Annotated in this window: 19 protein-coding genes; 4 read left to right on the top strand and 15 right to left on the bottom strand. The window is 40.9% G+C overall.

Annotation, left to right across the window (positions count from 1 at the left end):
- Positions 1–162 precede the first annotated feature (162 nt).
- The 9 genes from ACPUYX_RS16595 to ACPUYX_RS16555 all read right to left on the bottom strand — a co-directional run bounded on the left by ACPUYX_RS16595 (position 163) and on the right by ACPUYX_RS16555 (position 8,634).
- Complete coding sequence (locus tag ACPUYX_RS16595; RefSeq protein ID WP_426380748.1) at positions 163–624, bottom strand: CBS domain-containing protein; 462 nt, start codon at positions 622–624, stop codon at positions 163–165.
- A gap of 65 nt (positions 625–689) precedes the next feature.
- The gene (locus tag ACPUYX_RS16590) at positions 690–2,351 is read right to left on the bottom strand and encodes an MFS transporter (RefSeq protein WP_426380747.1); all 1,662 of its coding nucleotides are present in this window, start codon (positions 2,349–2,351) and stop codon (positions 690–692) included.
- A gap of 78 nt (positions 2,352–2,429) precedes the next feature.
- Positions 2,430–2,591 carry a hypothetical protein gene (locus ACPUYX_RS16585; protein ID WP_426380746.1) on the bottom strand — a complete coding sequence of 54 codons (162 nt, stop codon included), beginning with the start codon at positions 2,589–2,591 and terminating at the stop codon, positions 2,430–2,432.
- 219 nt (positions 2,592–2,810) lie between these two features.
- Complete coding sequence (locus ACPUYX_RS16580; RefSeq protein WP_426380745.1) at positions 2,811–2,948, bottom strand: hypothetical protein; 138 nt, start codon at positions 2,946–2,948, stop codon at positions 2,811–2,813.
- A gap of 245 nt (positions 2,949–3,193) precedes the next feature.
- Complete coding sequence (locus tag ACPUYX_RS16575; protein ID WP_426380744.1) at positions 3,194–4,288, bottom strand: NAD(P)-binding protein; 1,095 nt, start codon at positions 4,286–4,288, stop codon at positions 3,194–3,196.
- A 181-nt stretch (positions 4,289–4,469) separates the two neighbouring features.
- Positions 4,470–4,970, bottom strand: coding sequence for a HyaD/HybD family hydrogenase maturation endopeptidase (locus ACPUYX_RS16570; RefSeq protein WP_426380743.1), 501 nt, complete (start codon positions 4,968–4,970; stop codon positions 4,470–4,472).
- Positions 4,971–5,002: 32 nt separating this feature from the next.
- Positions 5,003–5,743, bottom strand: a complete 741-nt coding sequence (gene cybH / locus ACPUYX_RS16565; RefSeq protein ID WP_426380742.1) for a Ni/Fe-hydrogenase, b-type cytochrome subunit — start codon at positions 5,741–5,743, stop codon at positions 5,003–5,005.
- A 16-nt stretch (positions 5,744–5,759) separates the two neighbouring features.
- The gene (locus ACPUYX_RS16560) at positions 5,760–7,472 is read right to left on the bottom strand and encodes a nickel-dependent hydrogenase large subunit (protein ID WP_426380741.1); all 1,713 of its coding nucleotides are present in this window, start codon (positions 7,470–7,472) and stop codon (positions 5,760–5,762) included.
- Positions 7,473–7,527: 55 nt separating this feature from the next.
- Positions 7,528–8,634, bottom strand: coding sequence for a hydrogenase small subunit (locus ACPUYX_RS16555; protein ID WP_426380740.1), 1,107 nt, complete (start codon positions 8,632–8,634; stop codon positions 7,528–7,530).
- A 320-nt stretch (positions 8,635–8,954) separates the two neighbouring features.
- On the opposite strand from ACPUYX_RS16555, the gene ACPUYX_RS16550 reads away from it, so the two are divergent.
- Positions 8,955–9,788, top strand: a complete 834-nt coding sequence (locus ACPUYX_RS16550; RefSeq protein ID WP_426380739.1) for an MBL fold metallo-hydrolase — start codon at positions 8,955–8,957, stop codon at positions 9,786–9,788.
- A 161-nt stretch (positions 9,789–9,949) separates the two neighbouring features.
- Here the strand turns inward: ACPUYX_RS16550 and ACPUYX_RS16545 are convergent, their stop codons facing one another.
- Together ACPUYX_RS16545 and ACPUYX_RS16540 are read right to left on the bottom strand one after the other, a co-directional pair.
- Complete coding sequence (locus ACPUYX_RS16545) at positions 9,950–10,840, bottom strand: GNAT family N-acetyltransferase (RefSeq protein ID WP_426380738.1); 891 nt, start codon at positions 10,838–10,840, stop codon at positions 9,950–9,952.
- Between the two features lie 40 nt (positions 10,841–10,880).
- Positions 10,881–11,783: a DUF2156 domain-containing protein gene (locus tag ACPUYX_RS16540; RefSeq protein WP_426380737.1), complete on the bottom strand. Its 903-nt coding sequence runs from the start codon at positions 11,781–11,783 to the stop codon at positions 10,881–10,883.
- A 383-nt stretch (positions 11,784–12,166) separates the two neighbouring features.
- Here ACPUYX_RS16540 and ACPUYX_RS16535 point away from each other — a divergent pair, with 383 nt between their 5' ends.
- The gene (locus tag ACPUYX_RS16535) at positions 12,167–13,657 is read left to right on the top strand and encodes a B12-binding domain-containing radical SAM protein (protein ID WP_426380736.1); all 1,491 of its coding nucleotides are present in this window, start codon (positions 12,167–12,169) and stop codon (positions 13,655–13,657) included.
- A 70-nt stretch (positions 13,658–13,727) separates the two neighbouring features.
- Here the strand turns inward: ACPUYX_RS16535 and ACPUYX_RS16530 are convergent, their stop codons facing one another.
- The 4 genes from ACPUYX_RS16530 to ACPUYX_RS16515 all read right to left on the bottom strand — a co-directional run bounded on the left by ACPUYX_RS16530 (position 13,728) and on the right by ACPUYX_RS16515 (position 17,595).
- Complete coding sequence (locus tag ACPUYX_RS16530; RefSeq protein ID WP_426380735.1) at positions 13,728–14,051, bottom strand: hypothetical protein; 324 nt, start codon at positions 14,049–14,051, stop codon at positions 13,728–13,730.
- A gap of 207 nt (positions 14,052–14,258) precedes the next feature.
- Positions 14,259–15,323 carry a PrpR N-terminal domain-containing protein gene (locus ACPUYX_RS16525; RefSeq protein ID WP_426380734.1) on the bottom strand — a complete coding sequence of 355 codons (1,065 nt, stop codon included), beginning with the start codon at positions 15,321–15,323 and terminating at the stop codon, positions 14,259–14,261.
- Between the two features lie 330 nt (positions 15,324–15,653).
- On the bottom strand, positions 15,654–16,418 hold the full coding sequence (locus tag ACPUYX_RS16520; protein ID WP_426380733.1) for an efflux RND transporter periplasmic adaptor subunit: 765 nt from the start codon (positions 16,416–16,418) through the stop codon (positions 15,654–15,656).
- Positions 16,419–16,464: 46 nt separating this feature from the next.
- Positions 16,465–17,595 carry a zinc-dependent alcohol dehydrogenase gene (locus tag ACPUYX_RS16515; RefSeq protein ID WP_426380732.1) on the bottom strand — a complete coding sequence of 377 codons (1,131 nt, stop codon included), beginning with the start codon at positions 17,593–17,595 and terminating at the stop codon, positions 16,465–16,467.
- Positions 17,596–17,752: 157 nt separating this feature from the next.
- On the opposite strand from ACPUYX_RS16515, the gene ACPUYX_RS16510 reads away from it, so the two are divergent.
- Both ACPUYX_RS16510 and ACPUYX_RS16505 read left to right on the top strand, forming a co-directional pair.
- On the top strand, positions 17,753–18,061 hold the full coding sequence (locus ACPUYX_RS16510) for a hypothetical protein (protein WP_426380731.1): 309 nt from the start codon (positions 17,753–17,755) through the stop codon (positions 18,059–18,061).
- Positions 18,062–18,188: 127 nt separating this feature from the next.
- Positions 18,189–19,361: an amidohydrolase gene (locus tag ACPUYX_RS16505; RefSeq protein ID WP_426380730.1), complete on the top strand. Its 1,173-nt coding sequence runs from the start codon at positions 18,189–18,191 to the stop codon at positions 19,359–19,361.
- The last annotated feature ends 106 nt before the right edge of the window (positions 19,362–19,467 follow it).

Genomic DNA, 19,467 nt, shown 5'->3' with positions numbered 1-19,467 from the left:
GCTGCTTGAAATAAGTGTTTTCTGCAAAATCGTATTAAACCTTGGGTAGCTCCCTAGTTCGATAAAAGTTAATGTGCAACGACAAAAGCCCCCTACTTGGAACTGATAAGGACCAGTTTCAGGTTGGGGGCTCTATTATGTGAATGCTTTCTCGGGCTAATCTTATTTAATAAAGTTATTTACGATATAACGCACAATGTCTCCACGACTAATAATACCTACAAGTTTCCCCTGGGAAACAACAGGGACCTTCTTTATTTTCTTGTTACCTAAGACTTTGGCCACTTGATCCAGATCCTCTTCTGCTTCCACAGTTATGACCCGTTTAGTGGCGATTTCCATAACATTGCAATTCATGAGATTTTTAATTTTATCATCAAAGGTTTCCGTATCCACCCACGAAGCTGAATTAAAAGCGTCGATAAAGAATATCTTTGGATCCTGATAGCCAATATTTTTCATGATATCACCATCGCTGATAAAACCGATCGGTTCATTCTTAGCATTGATGACAGGAACGCCGCTGATCCGATGTTCCACAAAAGCCTGAAGGACCGTTTTTACTGAATCATAATTACTTACCGATACGACCTGCTTTACCATAGTTTCAAATGCTTTTGCCATAATTACCCCACCCCTTTAAAGTAATTGTTAATTTTATCGTAGTATTTATAAAAAAATTTCATTGACTATTGAAGAGGCTGAGTCGTTTTTCCTCGCATATAGGAAGCTACCGCCCCAATAACCGATAATACTGCAGAAATGTAAAAAGCAATTCGCAAACTTGACATGACTGCAGGAGCAATTAGTTTAGGAAAGAAGACCGTACCAAGAATCAGCTGTTGACTCGCCTGAGGCAAATTATGGAGAACAGCCGAAGGTAACAATTGGGCCATCGGATTATAACCTAAAAAGGCAGCAAACAAAGCTCCCGTCGGCGGCAGGCTGGCAACTGTTTGGGCGGCCGCTGCCGGAACTCCGGCACTGATAAGTCCTTGGTACATGGTGGCAGGCAAATGATGAGCTAAGCCAATGATCAAGATGCTGAAATACAATGTCATACTTAAAGCCGAGCCTGTATTTTGTAATGTAGCACGCATCCCGGAAGAAGCTCCCCGATGCTCGGGAGGAACAGTATTCATGATAGCCGTTGTATTAGGAGCAGCAAACATCCCCATTCCTATACCGGCAATCAGCAATATAATAACAAAGGGCAAATAACTGAAATTGGCCGGCAAAAGAGTTAATAATATAAAAGCAAGCGTTGATAATAGCATGCCAATTGTGGCAAAACCGCGAGCGCCGAAACGGTCCGAAAGAAAGCCGCTTATAGGTCCCATGACAAAAAAGCCTAACATCATAGGCAGCATATAAATCCCCGCCCACAAGGGTGTTTGCTCAAAACTATAGCCGTGGAGAGGAAGCCAAATTCCCTGGAGCCAGATGATCAGCATGAACTGTAATCCGCCTCGAGCTACTGATGATAAAAACAAACTAAGATTACCGGCTGCAAAAGCTCTGATTTTAAATAATTCTAAGCGAAACATAGGTGTCTCGGTAACAAGTTCGATATAAATAAAGCCTGCTAAAAGGACAACTCCAAGAATAATGCCGCCAATAACCCAAGGATTGCCCCAACCCATTTTCGATGCTCCATAGGGCATAATACCATAAGTCAACGCTAAGAGAAGGGCCGTTAAGCCAACGGCAAAGGTACCATTTCCTAACCAGTCGATCTTCTCTTTCCTCAACAATAAACCTGTATCCTTTAATTTAAGATAGGCCCATATTGTACCCGTAAGGCCGACAGGAACACTGACTAGAAAAACTAAACGCCATTGGATATCGGCTAAAAGGCCACCCAAGATTAACCCTACTAAGGAACCACCGATGCCAAGGATTTGATTCAGACCCATTGCCATTCCCCTTTGATTAGGAGGAAAGGCATCTGTAAGAATCGCAGTGCTGTTGGAGAACAGGAATCCTGAACCAACCCCTTGCAAAAGTCGAAAGAGAATTAATTCGGTTGCCCCGATGCTTCCCTTTCCCGGGGTTAGAGCGAGCAAGATTGAAGCTGCAGTAAAAATAGCGAAACCTAGATTATATAAGCGGGCACGGCCATATATATCGGATATTCTGCCAAAGGAAACAAGCAATGTAGCTGTCACCACTGTATACCCCATCAACAACCAGAGCAAATAAGCGGTGCTTGCAGGGGCCATGGGATTTATTTGGATTCCTCTAAAAATAGCCGGAAGCGAAATTAATACAATATTTCCGTTGAGCATCGCCATAAATACTCCAAGGGTTGTATTTGACAATGCAATCCATTTATAACGTGTGCTTTGCATAAACTGTGATCCTTCCCTAATAATATTCGCCGAGATTATCAGAAGCTTTTACTGATGGCGACCATCCGTTAAAGCTTACTAATCTTCAAGATTCATAACTGTCTTATTTTGTGCCTTTTTAAGCGTTGTCATTCTGTAAATATCAATCTTTTGAGCATTAGCAATAGTTGTCGTTTTCGTTTTCGTTTTCGTTTTCGTTTTCCTTTCTCTTTTCTCTTCAAAATAGCTTCCTCTCAACATTCTTCCGCTTGAAACAATTACGAAATTAATTGAGCTAGAGCTTTTGGCTACAAACCATTTATTTATAGTTTACGTCAACGTTATTTATTTTACAAATTATATTTTTTTGCTCTTGTGCCTATGGAAACCTAATTACATTACAAATAATTAGGGCCTAAAATCAATGCAGACTGCAAGCATTGCCAGCAGTCTGCAATATTTTAGATTTAAAACTCCGATTTAAAAGATTACTCCAAGTGCAATCAAAATAAGAACAGCAATGGCAATAATCCCTGCTCCGATGCAGCCGCCGCCATAACCATAGCCGCCGTAACCGCCATAACCGCCGAAGCCTCCAAAGCCTCCATATCCGTACATAATTTATCTCCTCTTTCTTTTTTTATTTTTTTAGAATACGATGCCCATAGCAATTAAAAGTAAGATAATTACCACAACAATTCCAATACCTGCTCCCCAACCAAAACCTGCTCCACCGCCAGCTGCTCCAAATGCCATTCTCTTTTCCTCCTTTCTTGAAACTTAATACACAATATGCCGTAATTCCATATTTTTCCACAATACTTTAAAATTCCTTTCCATCAAATCCGACTATCATTACGTACCTAAACTTCTTTCATTATTTGATAAGGCCGTAAGGCAAAACCTAATAGTTTCATGAGATTAATGTACGGATTTGTGATTAAGTTATTGGCTAATTCAGTATCAATAAGTCGTACTAGTCTATCCAACTTATTATTATCTAGTTTCTCTACCGCTCGGCGCAAAGCTAACGAATACTTATAGCTTTGCTTTAGGGGCTTAATTAACTCTCTGTAATTACCCAGGCCACATAAATCTTTCGCAGCATAGATGCCTGTCAGAATAGCAGGAAGTTGACCAAAGCCGTAAGCAGGCATTATGGCGCCAAAACAATTACCGGTAAAAAAGGTATTACCCAAGCGGGGACTGGAACAAATCCCAATAATATATCGAGTAACCTCAAAGTTATCGGTTACTCGCAGGTCTTGCTGCAAATCTCTGCACACTCGTTGATAATATTTCTCCCATAAACTCTTTAGGTCAAATTTTTGATTATGAGGATAATCGGGATATCCAAGGGTAATTGTCGCTTCTTTTTCAGAAAAAGGAAGTAAATAGCCATACCCTTGTGGAGCAAAATTGTTATTAAGCCACACCCCGACATGATGTTTATCAAAACTCCCCTCAACCGTCGCTCCCTTAAGAGTAACAGTGAGGTCTTGTCGAAAATCCTGTATTTTGGCAGTATAGGCTGCGTCACCCGTTGCAAGTACAATATGGGTAAAATTTTGCAGGAGATTTTCATAGGTATATTGAGAATTGAAAATGATCTCTGATTTTACCTGTTTAGAGAGTTGAAATTCTAAAGAATCCCTGTCTCTTCCTCTGACATTTAAAAAACCCAATTGTCCATGTAATGTGGCTTGAGCATTTTCTGAAGAGACAGTTATTCGTCGGATATTGCTTAAAGGCTGTATGTAGATATTATGTTTTTCTGACAAATAAGCATAACAATCCGCAATAGGCCGATTCAAGGCCGGCAAAAAGGCTTCGCCATTAACAAAACGGTCTCCTACTTGGGACCTTTTCTCAAAAATTGTCGGGGTTACACCCATTTTTTCTAAAGTAATCGCGCATGCCAATCCAGACAATCCCGCGCCCATTATTGCAACGTTCATCTGTCCCATCTCCAATTCCTAAGACATTTTCGCTGAAACAAAGGCCCTACATTGCTTTGGAATTTTCCTAAGCCGCGTGTCATAAGTTCTTAGGCCATTTTAACTATTTTAAGTATTTGCCAGAAAACATATGCACCGCTGCCCATCCCTAACTGCTGAGAAAATTAAAAAAGCCCCAGCCTCAATGGCCAGCAGCTTTCATAACACTCCATTCTTCCAGGCAGGCATTCACTTGATTAAGGGCTTCCGGAATACTTCTCTGCAGCGTCTCCGTTAATTCAGTACCCCAGTCCAGATTCTCAGGCTGAACGCCAATAACAACAATTTCATTCGGTGAACGTCCTTGGAATCCGGCCCAGTACAAAACTTCTGCAAAACTCATTTGATGCACAGAAAGTTTATTACTTGTATACTTCGGCACGTCATCTCCACGCCACACGACTACCTCTCCAGGCTTTTTCCCCGCCTCAACAGCATCCAAAACGATCAGACGTTTCGTATTCTCAACGAATTCTAATAACCTCAAGCCATCCGTTCCTCCATCAAGAAGGACAATTTCCGATGGCAGATCATTGCGGAGCCGTTCTAAAAGGTGAATACCGACCCCTTCGTCCTGGCGAATCGAATTTCCAAGTCCCAGTATCCCGATTTCAATTTGGTCTTCCCTATTAACCTTATTCAAGAATATGCCCTCCCGATCAATGCTCTGTATCCTTATATGGAGTTATTTTGCGAGCTGGCAGCTTCCAAAGCCCCTGCTGAAATTGTCTCTGGAGAAAAGTCCAAATCAGGCGAGACGTAACTATTGGTCTCAACAAATTTACAGCCGGTTATAATGGAGGAGACGGTTCCGTCTTTGTCCAAAATGTCCTGACGAAATAACATATAGAGATGGCCGATTAGGAAGAGGGGATACCCCCAGGCCAGCAGATGATGCCAGATCCTGACGTTATATTCTCCACCTAAAACCGGAATTATCCAGCCAAATAGAGCAAACCATGTTCCATTCGGGTCACTGCCGCTTTTCATCGCCAACCCGGTGATGATCATCATACAACCAGCCACCCAGATGAAACAAAGATAGAATAAACTGGCCAGGGAATTATGACCTACATGAGGCGACGACTTTTGCGAAAGAAACAGATAATACTTTAGGGTTTTAAAGGTATCTTGCCAAAATGATTTTCTCCAGAAGCGGAGTTTGGCGTAGTCATTGCCCGCCCAAAACCAATAGAGGCGGAACAACATATTAGCTGTAAAAATCAATGCCGTTACTACATGAACATAACGAAAGGTACCCATAAGAAAATGACCGGCAGCCTCACCGCTGACAATAAACGCCGGATAACCGATATACATTCCGGTTGTGAAAAGAATCGTAATGCAAAAGGCGTTGATCCAGTGAAATAAACGGATGGGAATCTGCCAGACATAAACTTGTTCTTTCTGAGACATCAACTCTCCTCCCCCCTTAACGTGATCTTACTCTTAGCATTTCCTGCCCGTTCTTGTCGAGAATGTGCGTGGAACAAGCCAGACAGGGATCAAAGGAATGAATGGTTCTTAATATCTCGAGGGGCTGATTTTCTAAAGCCATGGGGGTATCAAGGAGGGATGCTTCATAAGCCCCTTTTTGCCCCTTAAGGTCACGCGGAGAAGCATTCCAGGTTGTGGGGACCACTGCTTGATAATTGCTGACCTTACCATCTTTTATACGTACCCAGTGACCAAGAGCTCCTCTGGGGGCCTCAGAAAAACCAATTCCCTGAGCTTCCTTAGGCCAAGTCTGAGGTTCCCATTTTTCCGAGTTAAAGGTCACAGAGTCACCAGCCTTAATATTGGCAATAAGCTCATTGTAAAACCCAGCCAGATGATCCGCACAATATTTGGCTTCAAGAGCACGAGCCAAGGTGCGGCCAAGAGTGGAGAATAAAGCGGTAATTGGCAAGTCGAGTTTGCGTAATGCACTATCAACCAGACCTTTCATCTCCTGGTTTCCTTTGGCATAGCCTATAGCAAATCGGGCTAAGGGACCAACTTCCATGGCTTGTCCTTTCCAGCGGGGAGCCTTAATCCAACTATAGGATTTAGTTTCATCAAGGTTGTCATAGGGAGGTTTAGGGCCATCATACGAAGGGTTTGTTTCACCATTCCAAGGATGGAGCCCGCTGATTTTGTCATCATACTTATACCAAGAGTGAGATACAAATTCTTGGATTTGGTTGGGATCTTTAAGGTCAACATCATAGACTTTGCTAAGATCACGATTCAAAATAACGCCCCGCGGAAAGAGAAAGTGATCCGGGTCATTGATATCAGTCCCGGGAAGCCCGCCATAAGCCAAATAATTACTCACTCCGCCTCCCCAAAGCTCGTTTTTATAAAAACCGGCTATAGCCAGAATGTCCGGTATAAGGACTTGATCTACAAAGGTCTGAGCTTCATCAATCTTAGATTTAACAAGATTCAATCGTTCCATGTTTATAACGTCATTGTCATTTAAGTTAATAGCGCAAGCCATCCCGCCAACGGCATAGTTTGGATGAGGATTCTTTCCGCCGAAAATAGTATGAATTTTGACAATTTCCTTTTGCCATTCTAATGCCTGGAGATAGTGCGCAACCCCCATTAAGTTGGCTTCAGACGGAAGCTTGTATGCCGGATGTCCCCAATAAGCATTAGCAAATATCCCAAGTTGACCGCTTTCAACAAAGGTTTTAATTTTTTGTTGAACATCCTTAAAGTATCCCGGAGAGGACAAGGGCCAACTGGAGATTGAAGCAGCAAGAGCCGATGTTTGTGCCGGATCGGCTTTAAGGGCGCTGACAACGTCAATCCAATCAAAACCGTGGAGATGATAAAAGTGTACAATATGATCATGTAAGTGAAGAGCGGCAGTCATTATGTTGCGGATAAGGTTTGCATTTTTGGGTATTTCGATATTTAAAGCATCCTCTACTGCCCGAAGGGATGTCAGAGCATGAATATGCGTACATACACCGCAAATTCTTTGAACGAAAGCCCAGACATCACGAGGATCACGATTTACGACTATTTTCTCAATCCCACGAAAAATTGTCCCAGAGCTTAAGGCATCTGTGATTTTTGTACCGTCAAGATTGACTTCGATTCGCAAATGTCCTTCAATACGTGTAATAGGGTCAATGACGATTCTTTTGGTCATATACAATCCCTCTCTAAATCAATTTTTCCTTCAATAGATTTCGAGTTAATAAACCTTAATTGGCAGATTCATCTTTTGAAGAATTAGGTGCAGAAGTTTTGCCTGCCTTGCCGACTGCTGTAGCCAAAGCATGGGCAGCAGCTGCAGTACCGGCTATCCCCAGGCCAATAAGACCTATTTGATCCGGATTTTTTCCAATCACATGATTGGGTACATCCGCAAGATGAGTGTAGAAAGGTCCCTTATCAAAGAAATGATCTTCTGAACAGCCCAAACACGGATGGCCTGATTTAATGGGATAGCTAAGGCCCTCATTCCATTGGGTAATCGCACAGGCATTATAAGTTGTGGGACCTTTACAGCCCATTTTATAGAGACACCAACCTTGCTTAGCCCCTTCATCACCAAAGGATTCAACAAATTGACCTGCGTCAAAAAAAGCCCGACGGTTGCAATTATCATGGATGCGATGTTGATAAAAGGCTTTGGGACGCCCTTGGTTGGTCAGTTCAGGCAGAGTGCCGAAGGTTAAATAATGAACAATCGTACCTGTAATGACTTCGGCGATTGGCGGACAACCGGGAACATTAATCACCGGCTTACTGGTAATTATTTCTTTCACGGGAACAGCATTAGTCGGATTGGGTGCTGACCCCTGAACACAGGCATTTACGGCGCAGGAGCCATAGGCTATGACTGCAAGAGCGCCTTCAGCAGCTTCCTCTAAAACGCTCTGGGTCGTTTTTCCCCCAATGGTGCAGTAGACTCCTTCATCACCGGTGGCCACACTGCCTTCGACAACGAGCAAGTATTTGCCAAAGAAATCTTTCATAGTTTTTTTCTTAGCTGCCTCGGCTTGATCCCCTGCAGCAGCTTGGAGAACTTCCATATAATCAAGAGAAATCATGTTCAGAATAAGATCTGCCACTAAGGGATGTCCGGAACGAATAAATGATTCCGAGCAGCAAGTGCATTCTTGTAAATTAAGGTAAATGACCGGAATACGCGGTTTAGACTCCATGGCATTGACAATCTTTGGTAGAGCCGATGCCTCTAAGCCTAACATTGCCCCCATTGCTGTGCAAAACTTGAGAAAATTACGGCGTGATATTCCTTTCTTCAGTGCCCATTGATAATAGCTTTCTTGCTCTTCCAAGCTCATCGCCCCCTCTTTGCATTACATACCATTTTAATGATAACTGTCACTTTCCTTGTTCTCTTTCCCACTATCTGGCTGCATCTGGAATCCTAGTTGTAAGTCAACATTCACTTTCTTTATTCCACTTGTTTTTTCAACATTCGCCAAAAAGAGATAAATTCCTTTATTGAATTTAAAATAATTTTAACCAAATATATTAAAAAACCTCCATCCACAATTTGGAAGGAGGTTTTTGTTGTTCATCCTATGAGAAAACTTAGCATCAATAGGAATTATTGTCTCTGAACATAATAACCCAGAGAACGTTTTAGGGAGGTATTTTGATGGGAAATAAACTTATTGAGGTTCTTTCCGGCTTAACAACACACTCACAGGAAGTAACCCCAGGGATAGTTCTGCTGGAATTTACGATTGTCAATGCATGTCTAATACAAATAAACAATTCGAGTACCGGCAACTGGGTGCTTGTTGATACTGGCCTTGAAAATTCTGCTGACTATATAATACAAACAGCAGAAAAATATTTTGGTAAAGATAATCCTCCAAAGGCCATCTTCTTAACTCATGGCCATTTCGACCATGTAGGTTCAGTAAAAAAACTTGCTGCATTATGGGATGTGCCGGTTTATATTCACTCGTTAGAACTGCCCTACATTACGGGAAAAAAAGATTACCCAATGGGAGATCCTACAGTCGACGAGGGTTTAGTAGCCAAAATGTCACCTGGTTTTCCGCACTCTGGAATTGATATAACCTCACACGCCGCCGCTCTTCCTTCCGGAGGCAAATTGCCTTTTGTGCCTGATTGGATCTGGATACCTACCCCCGGTCATACAGAAGGTCATGTTTCCCTTTTTCGAAAAAAGGACGGCATAATGATTGTTGGTGATGCTTTTACAACATTGAGACAAGAATCTCTTCTCTCAATGTTTACTCAAAAGGAACAGATAGGCGGACCTCCTAAATATTTTACGTTTGATTGGAAAACTGCTGAAACATCTTTAAAAACGCTTAGAGACCTAAATCCTTCTCTGGCAATTCCCAGTCATGGTCAGCCGATGCATGGAACTGAACTTCGCCACCATTTAGAATTTCTCGCCAACCATTTCAAAGAAATTGCCCTCCCGGAAGATGAATCTTTTGCCAGTCTTCGGTAAACCATAAGGTTTTAGAATAACCATAAAATGTGGCTGTACCAAAACTTGTTGGCACCCTCATTGAGTCCCCAATTTTGCTCGCCTAATCATTAAATAAAGGGCGTTCTCAGCTAGTGAAGCGAGAACGCCTTTGGTTATTTGCAACCACTTTGGAGTTTTAACTAATCAAAGGCTAAGCCCAGATATCCAGAATTCTCCTCAGAACTAGTCCCTTCATCAAATTCTTCAGGTGCTTTAATCATTCCGAAAGGACGCGCAATTCCCTCTAAATATTTGCCAAAGCGGGGATGGGTGCGCAGAACATATTCATCAGCCGGTATCTTCTGAACCAGCTGTTTAATAGCTATGGTCATTAAATCTGCTGGAATTAAGATCTCTTTAATTATTACCTTCACAGGACTCAGTCTTTCAACCGCTAAACATCCCTCAATTTCTCCAATATCTAGGGCATAAATGTCTGCTCCTGACAGTTGAGACAGTTTTTTTTGGTAGACAATGTCCTCATCCCGGTACGAAATATAGAAACTGCCCTGAAGTTGATGGTTCCTGCGGCGATTATAATCCTCAGGGGTGATAGGGTAAATAAGGCACTCGCCCTGTTGATAAACCGGTAAGGTATCTACATTGCTGTAATTCAGTTGAGTCTCCTTAATATAGAATCCATTACGGAATCCCAGCTTACGGTAAAAATCAAAAAGTTTTAGATTCGCCGGAACTAACACAAAAACCTCAGTTCGACAAGGTTTAAGATATTGGCAGCAATAGTCAATTAACTTCGAAGCCAGACCTTGATTCTGGTATTTCGGAGCTGTCGCGATAGCGTAGAGCATGGCGGTATTGTAGCTATGATGGTCAGAAATCACAGTTTTAACCGGCATCATCGTGAGCATTGCTAATATTTCCCTGTCATCAAGCAAAACAGCTGTTTCATCTGCCTTATACCTATTGTTAAAAAAGAAATTAATATAACGTTCAGGATCTCCAAAACAGAGTTTCCATATTTCTTTTTGTTGTTGTTCCTCACCTATTTCGGCCAACCGCATTTTATGCATCGAACTTTGATCTCCACCTGACTGTCAAATAAATTTTCCCTTACCCTTGAAAATAAGTACCCAGATATTTTTCTTCCATTTTGTCTGGATGATAGGACAGTTTCGCTTTTCTTAACCCTTCAACACCCATATCTTCTTCACGATTTACATATACCAAATCAGGGTATTTCTCCTTAATAGTCGCTGCAAACTCATGATTGATCATTTGATAAGCCCCAGGAATATAACCAAATGCTTTTTCAACATGAATAACATATGTATCCGAATTAAGTTTTTCCCCCATCGTATAGGCGATTACTTTGCCTTCTAACCGAATCAGTCCACCCTCTAAACCTAGTTCGGTAAAATTATTGAAGCAACGGCGGACTGCGCAGTTTTCCTCAGCAATACTCCCTTCATCGCAAGGATTAATTTTACACCATTCTTTATTCATTTCCCAACAATCAGAAAGGTTATCTAAGGTTATTTTTTCAAATGCCCAGTCCTGATTTTCCTTCTTGAATCTATTTATATAATTTCTTTTTGAGTGAAGAGAATTGCCTGCAAGAGAAACAAGCTTGTCTAGAAAATAAACATAATCGAAACTATCGCGCATCTCACGATATTCAAATTGCTCAGGATACAAGGAATTCAGCTCTTTAACATTCTCAGGGGAAAGCCCGGCTAAAACAAATTCATGCCCGCAGGAAACAGCATCCTGCTTCATTGCCTGCAATACGTTCATAAGGTTTCCTGAACCAGCAGGATAAAAATAATAAGGTAAATCATCCATAACTCCTTTGACCACCAGAAAACCATTTACCTGTGCAACACGATAGTGATAGATTTTTGACCAAGTAAATATATTGGTAAAGTTCTGATGACATCCACTTAAGTCAGCTACAGTAAGAAGTGTTTCTATCCATTTTTTGTCATTTAAATCTACATCTTTAAAGTCAATCATATTTTCTCCGCCAATCTGTCTTAGTTCATCTTAATCGACCAAACTATACTATACCACATCTTACAAAATTCCCTTAGCGCAATTTAAAAAAAGTCACAGTTTCAGTTTAAAGCACCTTAAATATAGTTTTTTGCAAGTTCCACTGGTCTTCAGATAGTATTCCCCATCCCTTAGTTCAAATAGACGCTCCCCAGAATGTAACATTAATATAATGTTTACCATAATAATGTACAATTAAATAATATTTTATAGATATACCATTTTTTTGCATTTAACATTGATTAGGTTTATAATCAATAAAAAAGTGAACTCTAAAGCTAATAAACTTGCGTATTTCATTGTTTATATACCAAATAATTATATTGAACAGAAGGGAGTTAGCTATGAAAATACTATTTGTTTACCCGCAATACCCTGTTACATATTGGGGATTTCAGTATGCCTTGAAATTTGTATCAAAGAAGGCTAGCTTTCCGCCTCTTGGACTGGCTACTATTGCTGCCATGTTTCCGGACGATGATGAAAAGCGCCTGATTGATATGAATGTAACCACACTAAAAGATAAAGATTTATTGTGGGCGGATTATGTAATGCTCAGTGCCATGGCCGTCCAGAGAGAATCAACGAGAGAAGTAATTGATCGCTGTAAAGCTCTCGGTATAAAAACAGTCGCTGGCGGACCTCTATTTACCTCAGAACCTGAAGTCTTTGATGATGTTGATCATCTTTTATTAAATGAGGGTGAGATTACAGTCCCCAAATTTATCCATGACCTCAAAGAGAATAAAGCACAACATATTTATACGTCAGATCAATGGGCAGATCTGCGTGAAACTCCTTCACCTTTATGGAAACTTATCAATCAAAAAAGGTATTCAACGATGAACATTCAATATTCACGCGGTTGTCCTTTTAACTGTGATTTTTGTAATGTAACAACCTTATTTGGGCATGTACCCCGCACAAAGGACGCCCCGCAATTGATTAAAGAGTTAAACGCCCTTTATGAATCCGGTTGGCGTGGCGGAGTCTTTTTTGTCGATGATAATTTTATTGGCAATAAGCGAAAGCTTATGAAAGATATTCTCCCAGCCCTAATAAACTGGATGAGAGAAAAAAACTATCCATTTGCCTTTTTAACTGAAACCTCAATCAACCTTGCTGATGATGACACCTTAATGGAGATGATGGTTAAAGCCGGTTTTAATACCGTATTTATTGGCATCGAATCTCCCAATGAAAGCAGTTTAGCCGAGTGTAACAAAGTCCAGAACAAAAACAGAGATTTAATATTAAGTGTGAAAAAAATCCAACACTCTGGTCTACAAGTCCATGGCGGCTTCATTGTTGGTTTCGACAATGACAATAGTACGATCTTCGATAGCCTTATTGATTTTATCCAACAAAGTGGGATCGCTGCTGCTATGGTGGGGTTGTTAAACGCGCCTAAGGGAACTAATTTATATCAGCGTTTAGCAGGTGAAGGCAGATTATTAAAAGGTTTTACTGGAGATAATACAGATTTTAGTATGAATTTTATTCCCAAGATGGATCGGGAAACTCTGGTCAAAGGATATCATAGAATTGTAAACACGATCTATTCTCCGAGTCGTTACTATGAAAGAATCCTTGTATTTTTGCAAGAGTACAAACCTATCGCCTCCACGACTGGCCCTTTAAGTTTCAATCATATTTTAGCTTTTTTAAAATCGATCATTCGCTTAGGGATTATTGAGAAAGAGAGGCGATATTATTGGCGCCTTATTTTCTGGTCACTAATTAAACGCCCTCAAGTCTTCCCTTTGGCGATCACTCTATCTATTTACGGTTATCATTTCCGCAAAGTGTTTGAAAATGCGGCTTTAGAGAGCTAATAATAAAGCTTAATGTTCATAAACTCAAAATAGCCCAAGAGGCGCTTTGAACGCCTTTGGGGCTATTTTCTTATGAGAACATCTCCCGGTCTCCTTCTTCACAGAATTGAGACAGAAGAAACCTGAAATTATTTTCAGGTTCGTTATAATCAAAAAGATAGATGTCTTCACGAATTTTTACTAAATCATTGGCTAATATTTTGCCTATAATTAGAATCCAGGTCAGTCCATCCCGCAAAAGTATATATCTAATTTTTTCGTTTCTTGGGTCCTGAAAAACTAAGTGATTAGTTCGAATATCCTTAGATGAATAAATTAGATTCATCAAAATTTCCCTGATATTGTTATCGAATTCTAAAGATTTAAGGCTATCTTCCCTCAGTTCTTCCAACATTATTTGTTTTTAGCCTCCCTTATGGTTAAGTCACATTCAGTATTACCCGATCTCTCAATATATTACTATTATTTTCTGTTCTAATGAAAAATACAAAAATATTATAGGATTTTTAACAAGAACCTCATAAGAAGAGCATGAAAAAAAGCCCGACAATATACCGGACTTTTGATTACAATGAATTTCGCCGTTTTACTCCACCAATTATTATGACGCGGAGGTTAATTTTTCCCCTAACATTTTAAGACTATCTAACTTCTGGGACAAATCTTGAGTGGCCGTTGCTTGCTCTTTAGTTATCACATTACTCTGCTCGACATTTTTTTGGACACGAATGACCGACTCACGAAATCTTTGAAGCATCTCATCAATATCTTTAGCTGACTTATTGCTCTCCACTGCCAGTTTGCGTACTTCCTCAGCCACCACCGAGAAACCCCGTCCGTGTTCCCCTACACGAGCAGCCTCAATAGCAGCGTTAAGTCCCAATAAGTTCGTTTGCTGGGCCACGCGTCGAATAACTTCTAATATCTCAGAAATACCATTAACCTCCTGAGTGGCGATTTGGGCGATGTTAAAGGCTTCTTCGCTGGAAGCAGCCAGTTCCTCCGAAGAAGCCGCTAATTCCTCAACAAAAGCAGCCGATTGCTCCAGTTCTGAATAAAGTTCAGTTAACACCTGCTCGTATCGTAGTGTTTTCTCACGCTCTCGTTCCGAAACTTGAGCTATTTTTAAGGCCTCGGTTATAGCACGCTTTACTGCCAATTGACCCGATTCAAGAAGGTCCAACATGTATCCGCCCTGTTCCTTGGCTGCCGTATATCCGCCTTTGTCACCAGTAATAGCGTTAACACCAATTCTGCTTAGCTGTTCTAGTATTTTGGGGATTTCCTTAAGGGTAGTCCATGGCCTGACATATATTGTCGTTTCACCGACAACGAAATCTGAATCATCCATATCATCTAAAAATCCTTTATGAGCCACCACTCCCACTTTTGCAGCTCCACCAGCAATCAAACGCTGAACTGCCTCCAGCATCTCACCAATAGTCATAGTCAGCCCAACAACAGGCTTATGGGTATGTTTTTTTAACAGGTCAACCATAAGGCCTCTGCTGATCATAACATCCGTTTGAGGGTTGTCTCTAACTACCTCTGGGCCTCGATCAAAGCTTACAACTTCGATAGGAAACGATAAATTGAGCTCATGCATCACCTGTTCCGCTACTTGAGCCATATCTGGCGTCAAAGCTACAAAAAAAATAGATTTCATTATTTTGTTTTTCCCCTCCTTAGTACTTGCATTTTCCTCTTTTTAAGGATTTTTTGGGCGAACATTTATAAATTAAACCGGAGCAATAATAATAACGACCGGAGCATTTCTTAATCCAATTCTTATATCCCTATAATTCTTCTGGTTAATTCTACTTCTATCAACAAATATCCTGCATTCGTTACAAAATCTGCAAAATGTTTAAATGCTCGAGCCAGCCATTCATTAGACTTTAATCTTCACAATAATAGCCCCGGCAAACTGCCAGGGCTATTATTGACTGCACCAAGTGACCTCTATGATTTACTGTATAATAATTCATCGATGTTCTTAGTTTGGCGGGGGACCGCCGTCACCAGGACCTCCGCCCCCGAAAAGGAGATCTGAACCAGAGCTGGATTTCGTTGTCGTTGAAGCAGAATTGGTTCCTGTAACAACTTCTTGCCCTTCTTTTAAGCCGCTCTTGATTTCCGCATTCGTTCCATCATCCAGACCGATAACAACTGGAATAAAACGGCTATTCCCTAATGAAGTTCCACCCTTGCCGTTACTTGTGCCGGAACCACTTTGCCCGGAGTCAACATTTAAACCTCCAGGAACCATGACGCCTGTCTGATTTCCTTGGGTTTTAAGAGCCTGACTGGGAACAGTTAAAACATTCGTAGCTTGAGCTGCTATGATATCTACATTGGTATTCATTCCTGCTCTCAGCAGATCACTGTTGTTATCAACTGCTGCTTTGAGCTCATAGGTTGTAACGTTCTGAGTAGTTGAGCCTTCTAAAGCAACTGAATTCACAGTTCCGCTGATATGCTGATTTGGATAAGAATCCAGGGTAATATCTGCTTGATCTATCGAAGCATCGACCTCTAGTTTCTCCCCCGTAGGTGTAAGGGTGATTATGGAATTCGAATCCGAATCTTGACCCAGCTGAAGAGGACAGCTAATAACCACAGCATCCACCGGTGCAACAATGGAGGCATTCTCTAAATCAGCCTGAGCGCTGGCTAATTGCGCCTGGGCGATCTGAATATCTGCTTGTGCCGATCTGATATCTGCTTCGTTAGGTCCTTTGGTTTGTTGGTCTAAAGGCATTCAAATATGTCCTTTCAGGGAAAATTCGTCTATTTAATTCTCTAAATCAAGGTTTCAAGACAACTTTGATACAGTTGTCAAGCTTTTGATCAAATAATTCGTAAGCCTTTTCGCCTTCAGTTAGTGACATTCGATGAGTTATTATATCCGTTGCATCAAACTCATTCTTGACAATCATATCTAAAATACGATCTATATACGAATGTGCAGGACATTGGCCCATTTTTAAGGTAACATTTCTGGAAAAGAAATCTCCAAAGGGGAAATTATTATATCTCGCTCCATAGACACCAACCACAGATATTGTTCCCCCCTTACGGACTGCCTGGGAGGCAATTTCAAGGGCAGATTTTGAGCCTCCTTGAATCTTTAATAGTGTTTCCAACTTTTCAACTGAAGACATTTCCCCGTCCATCCCAACACAATCAATAACTACGTCCGCTCCGCCATGAGTTATTTCTTTAATATATTCTCCGGTATTATCATAGTTATCAAAATTTACCACTTCAACTTTGTTAAACTTTTGGGCATGTTCCAACCTGTAGTTCAGATTATCTACGGCTATAATTCTATCTGCCCCCATCAAGGCAGCCCATTTTTGGGTAAGCAAGCCAACCGGTCCGCAGCCTAAAACTACTACAGTGTCCCCCCTTTTCACACCGCCATTTTCTACCCCCCAGTACGAAGTCGGCAATATATCTGTTAGAAAAAGCACTTGTTCATCAGTAAGATTTTCCGGAACTATTCTTGGACCAACGTTGGCATAGGGTACTCTCAGGTATTCTGCCTGACCGCCGTCATAGCCGCCCATTAGCTCGCTATAGCCCAAAATGCCGCCTATTTCACCATGATCATTTGAATTATCACATTGGCTCCACAGCCCATGCATACAGTACCAACAGTACCCGCAAGCCACTGGAAAAGGCACTATTACTCGATCACCCTTTCTAACTTTTTTGACGTCGCTTCCTACTTCTTCCACAACGCCCATAGCTTCATGACCAATAATAAATCCTTTGGGCATTTTGGGGATACGTCCGCGTAATAGATGTAAATCCGAACCACAAATGGTCGTAGAAGTAACCTTAATTATTATGTCATCGTCCTTCATAATTGTAGAATCTTCAACATTTTTAACCTCGACGTGATTGACCCCTTGATATGTAATTGCTTTCATTTCCTTAGTTCCTTTCCGGTATTTTTATTATCTTCTCATATTCGCAATAATTCATACCTTCTTTTCGCCCCATCTTCTACTTCTTTAGATGGTCAATGTACAATTTCAGGAACCTTGTTCACTCAAATCCATAAATTAAAGTAAGGGGTTGATAAGAATGACGGAAGAAATTCGATGTGTCCATTGCGATAAAAAAAGCAATCAGGATCAATGGTTTATTACGACTGCTTATGCTTTAACCATGAGCATTGAAGAGGTTGCCAATCGAGATAAGCCAATCTTAGTATATTTTTGTCCCAATTGTGGTTTGCCCAATACACGACTGAAAGAGGACCAGAAAGTAATGCCAGCGGAGGAAGGCATCGAAGCAATCAAGGACGAAGCGTTTGAAGAAGACGGAAATTCCCTCCCCAAAGAATTAAGTAATAACACGTCAGATTTTGAGAGTGAGGGAACTAAAGATTAATTCTGTCAAGCAAAAAGACGCTGAAAGCGTCTTTTATGTTTTCAATCTTTGTATCCTTATAATCTCATAATCTCATAATCTCCTAATTATTAAGACAAACTAAACCTACGAGAGGAGGTATGGTTATTTGGACTCACTGCTTCTTAAAAATTGTCTAATTTTAGAACAGCATGGGAAAACCGTACATAAGGACATTTTAATCGAGATGGGTAAGATATCAGCTCTGGAAGAGGGTCTATCCTCTGCCGGCTGTTCTTCAATAATTGATGTTCAAGAGCAATATGTTTTGCCTGGATTTATTGACTGCCATACCCATTTAGGAATTATTGAAGAATGTACCGGAAAAATTGGAGTTGACAATAACGAAACCTCCAATGCGGTTACCCCCCATCTTCGAGGTATCGATGCAGTCAACCCTCTGGATGTGTCTTTTAAAGACGCTGTTAAATCTGGGGTTACAACAGTTATGGTGGGACCAGGGAGTAATAATGTTGTAGGTGGCCTCTCTTTAGCGATTAAAACATCAGGACGGATCATTGATCAAATGGTCATAAAAAGCCCAGTTGGCTTAAAAATTGCCTTGGGCGAAAATCCAATCAGTACTTATGGCATTGAAAGTAAATGCCCAGTTACGAGAATGGGAACGGCTGCTTTAATCAGGGAACTATTTATGCGAACAGAAGATTATCGAGAGTTAAAGCAACAAGGCAAAATTAACTATCGAGATCCCCGTCTTGAGGCGGTTATTCCTGTCCTTCAAGGTGAAATTTCTTTACGAGCCCATGCTCATAGAGCTGACGATATTGTCACCGCTATACGTATTGCTGAAGAATTCAAAATTCACAAACTGGTTATTGAACATGGAACCGAAGCTGATTTAGTCGAAGACTGTCTTAAAGAACGCAAAATACCAGTAGCTTTTGGCCCTATGTTAACACCGCGAATTAAAATGGAATTAAAAAGCCGAAATTACAAGACTGCCATTAATCTGGTTAATGCCGGCATAAAAGTTGCTCTAATTACGGATCATCCCTATAATTCCATAGACCAATTGCGCACTATTGCTTCTTTGAGTATCGCTGAAGGCTTGAATCCTTCCGAAGCACTGCGTGCTCTTACTTCGAACCCCGCAGAAATTTTAGAATGCGGTCAGCAAATCGGGGCTGTTAAAATAGGCTATGATGCTGATTTGGTCGTCTTTGACGGAGATCCATTTAATCTCAACTCCAAAGTCATCTATACATTTGTTAATGGCCAACTGGCATATTCAAAAAACGGGAAACCATCTTTCAAGGTTTAGCTTTTAAGGAGTTTTCAATATGGTATTACGATGTCCAAAATGCAACAGTAAAACGTATTATTATACCTACATTAACCAGCGAGAAATTGTACTTTGTAGATGCTGC

The organism is Desulfosporosinus sp. SYSU MS00001, from assembly GCF_049943955.1.
Lineage (GTDB): Bacteria > Bacillota > Desulfitobacteriia > Desulfitobacteriales > Desulfitobacteriaceae > Desulfosporosinus.
Note: the sequence above shows the minus strand (reverse complement) of the source record. Positions and strands in the feature narration are given on the sequence as shown.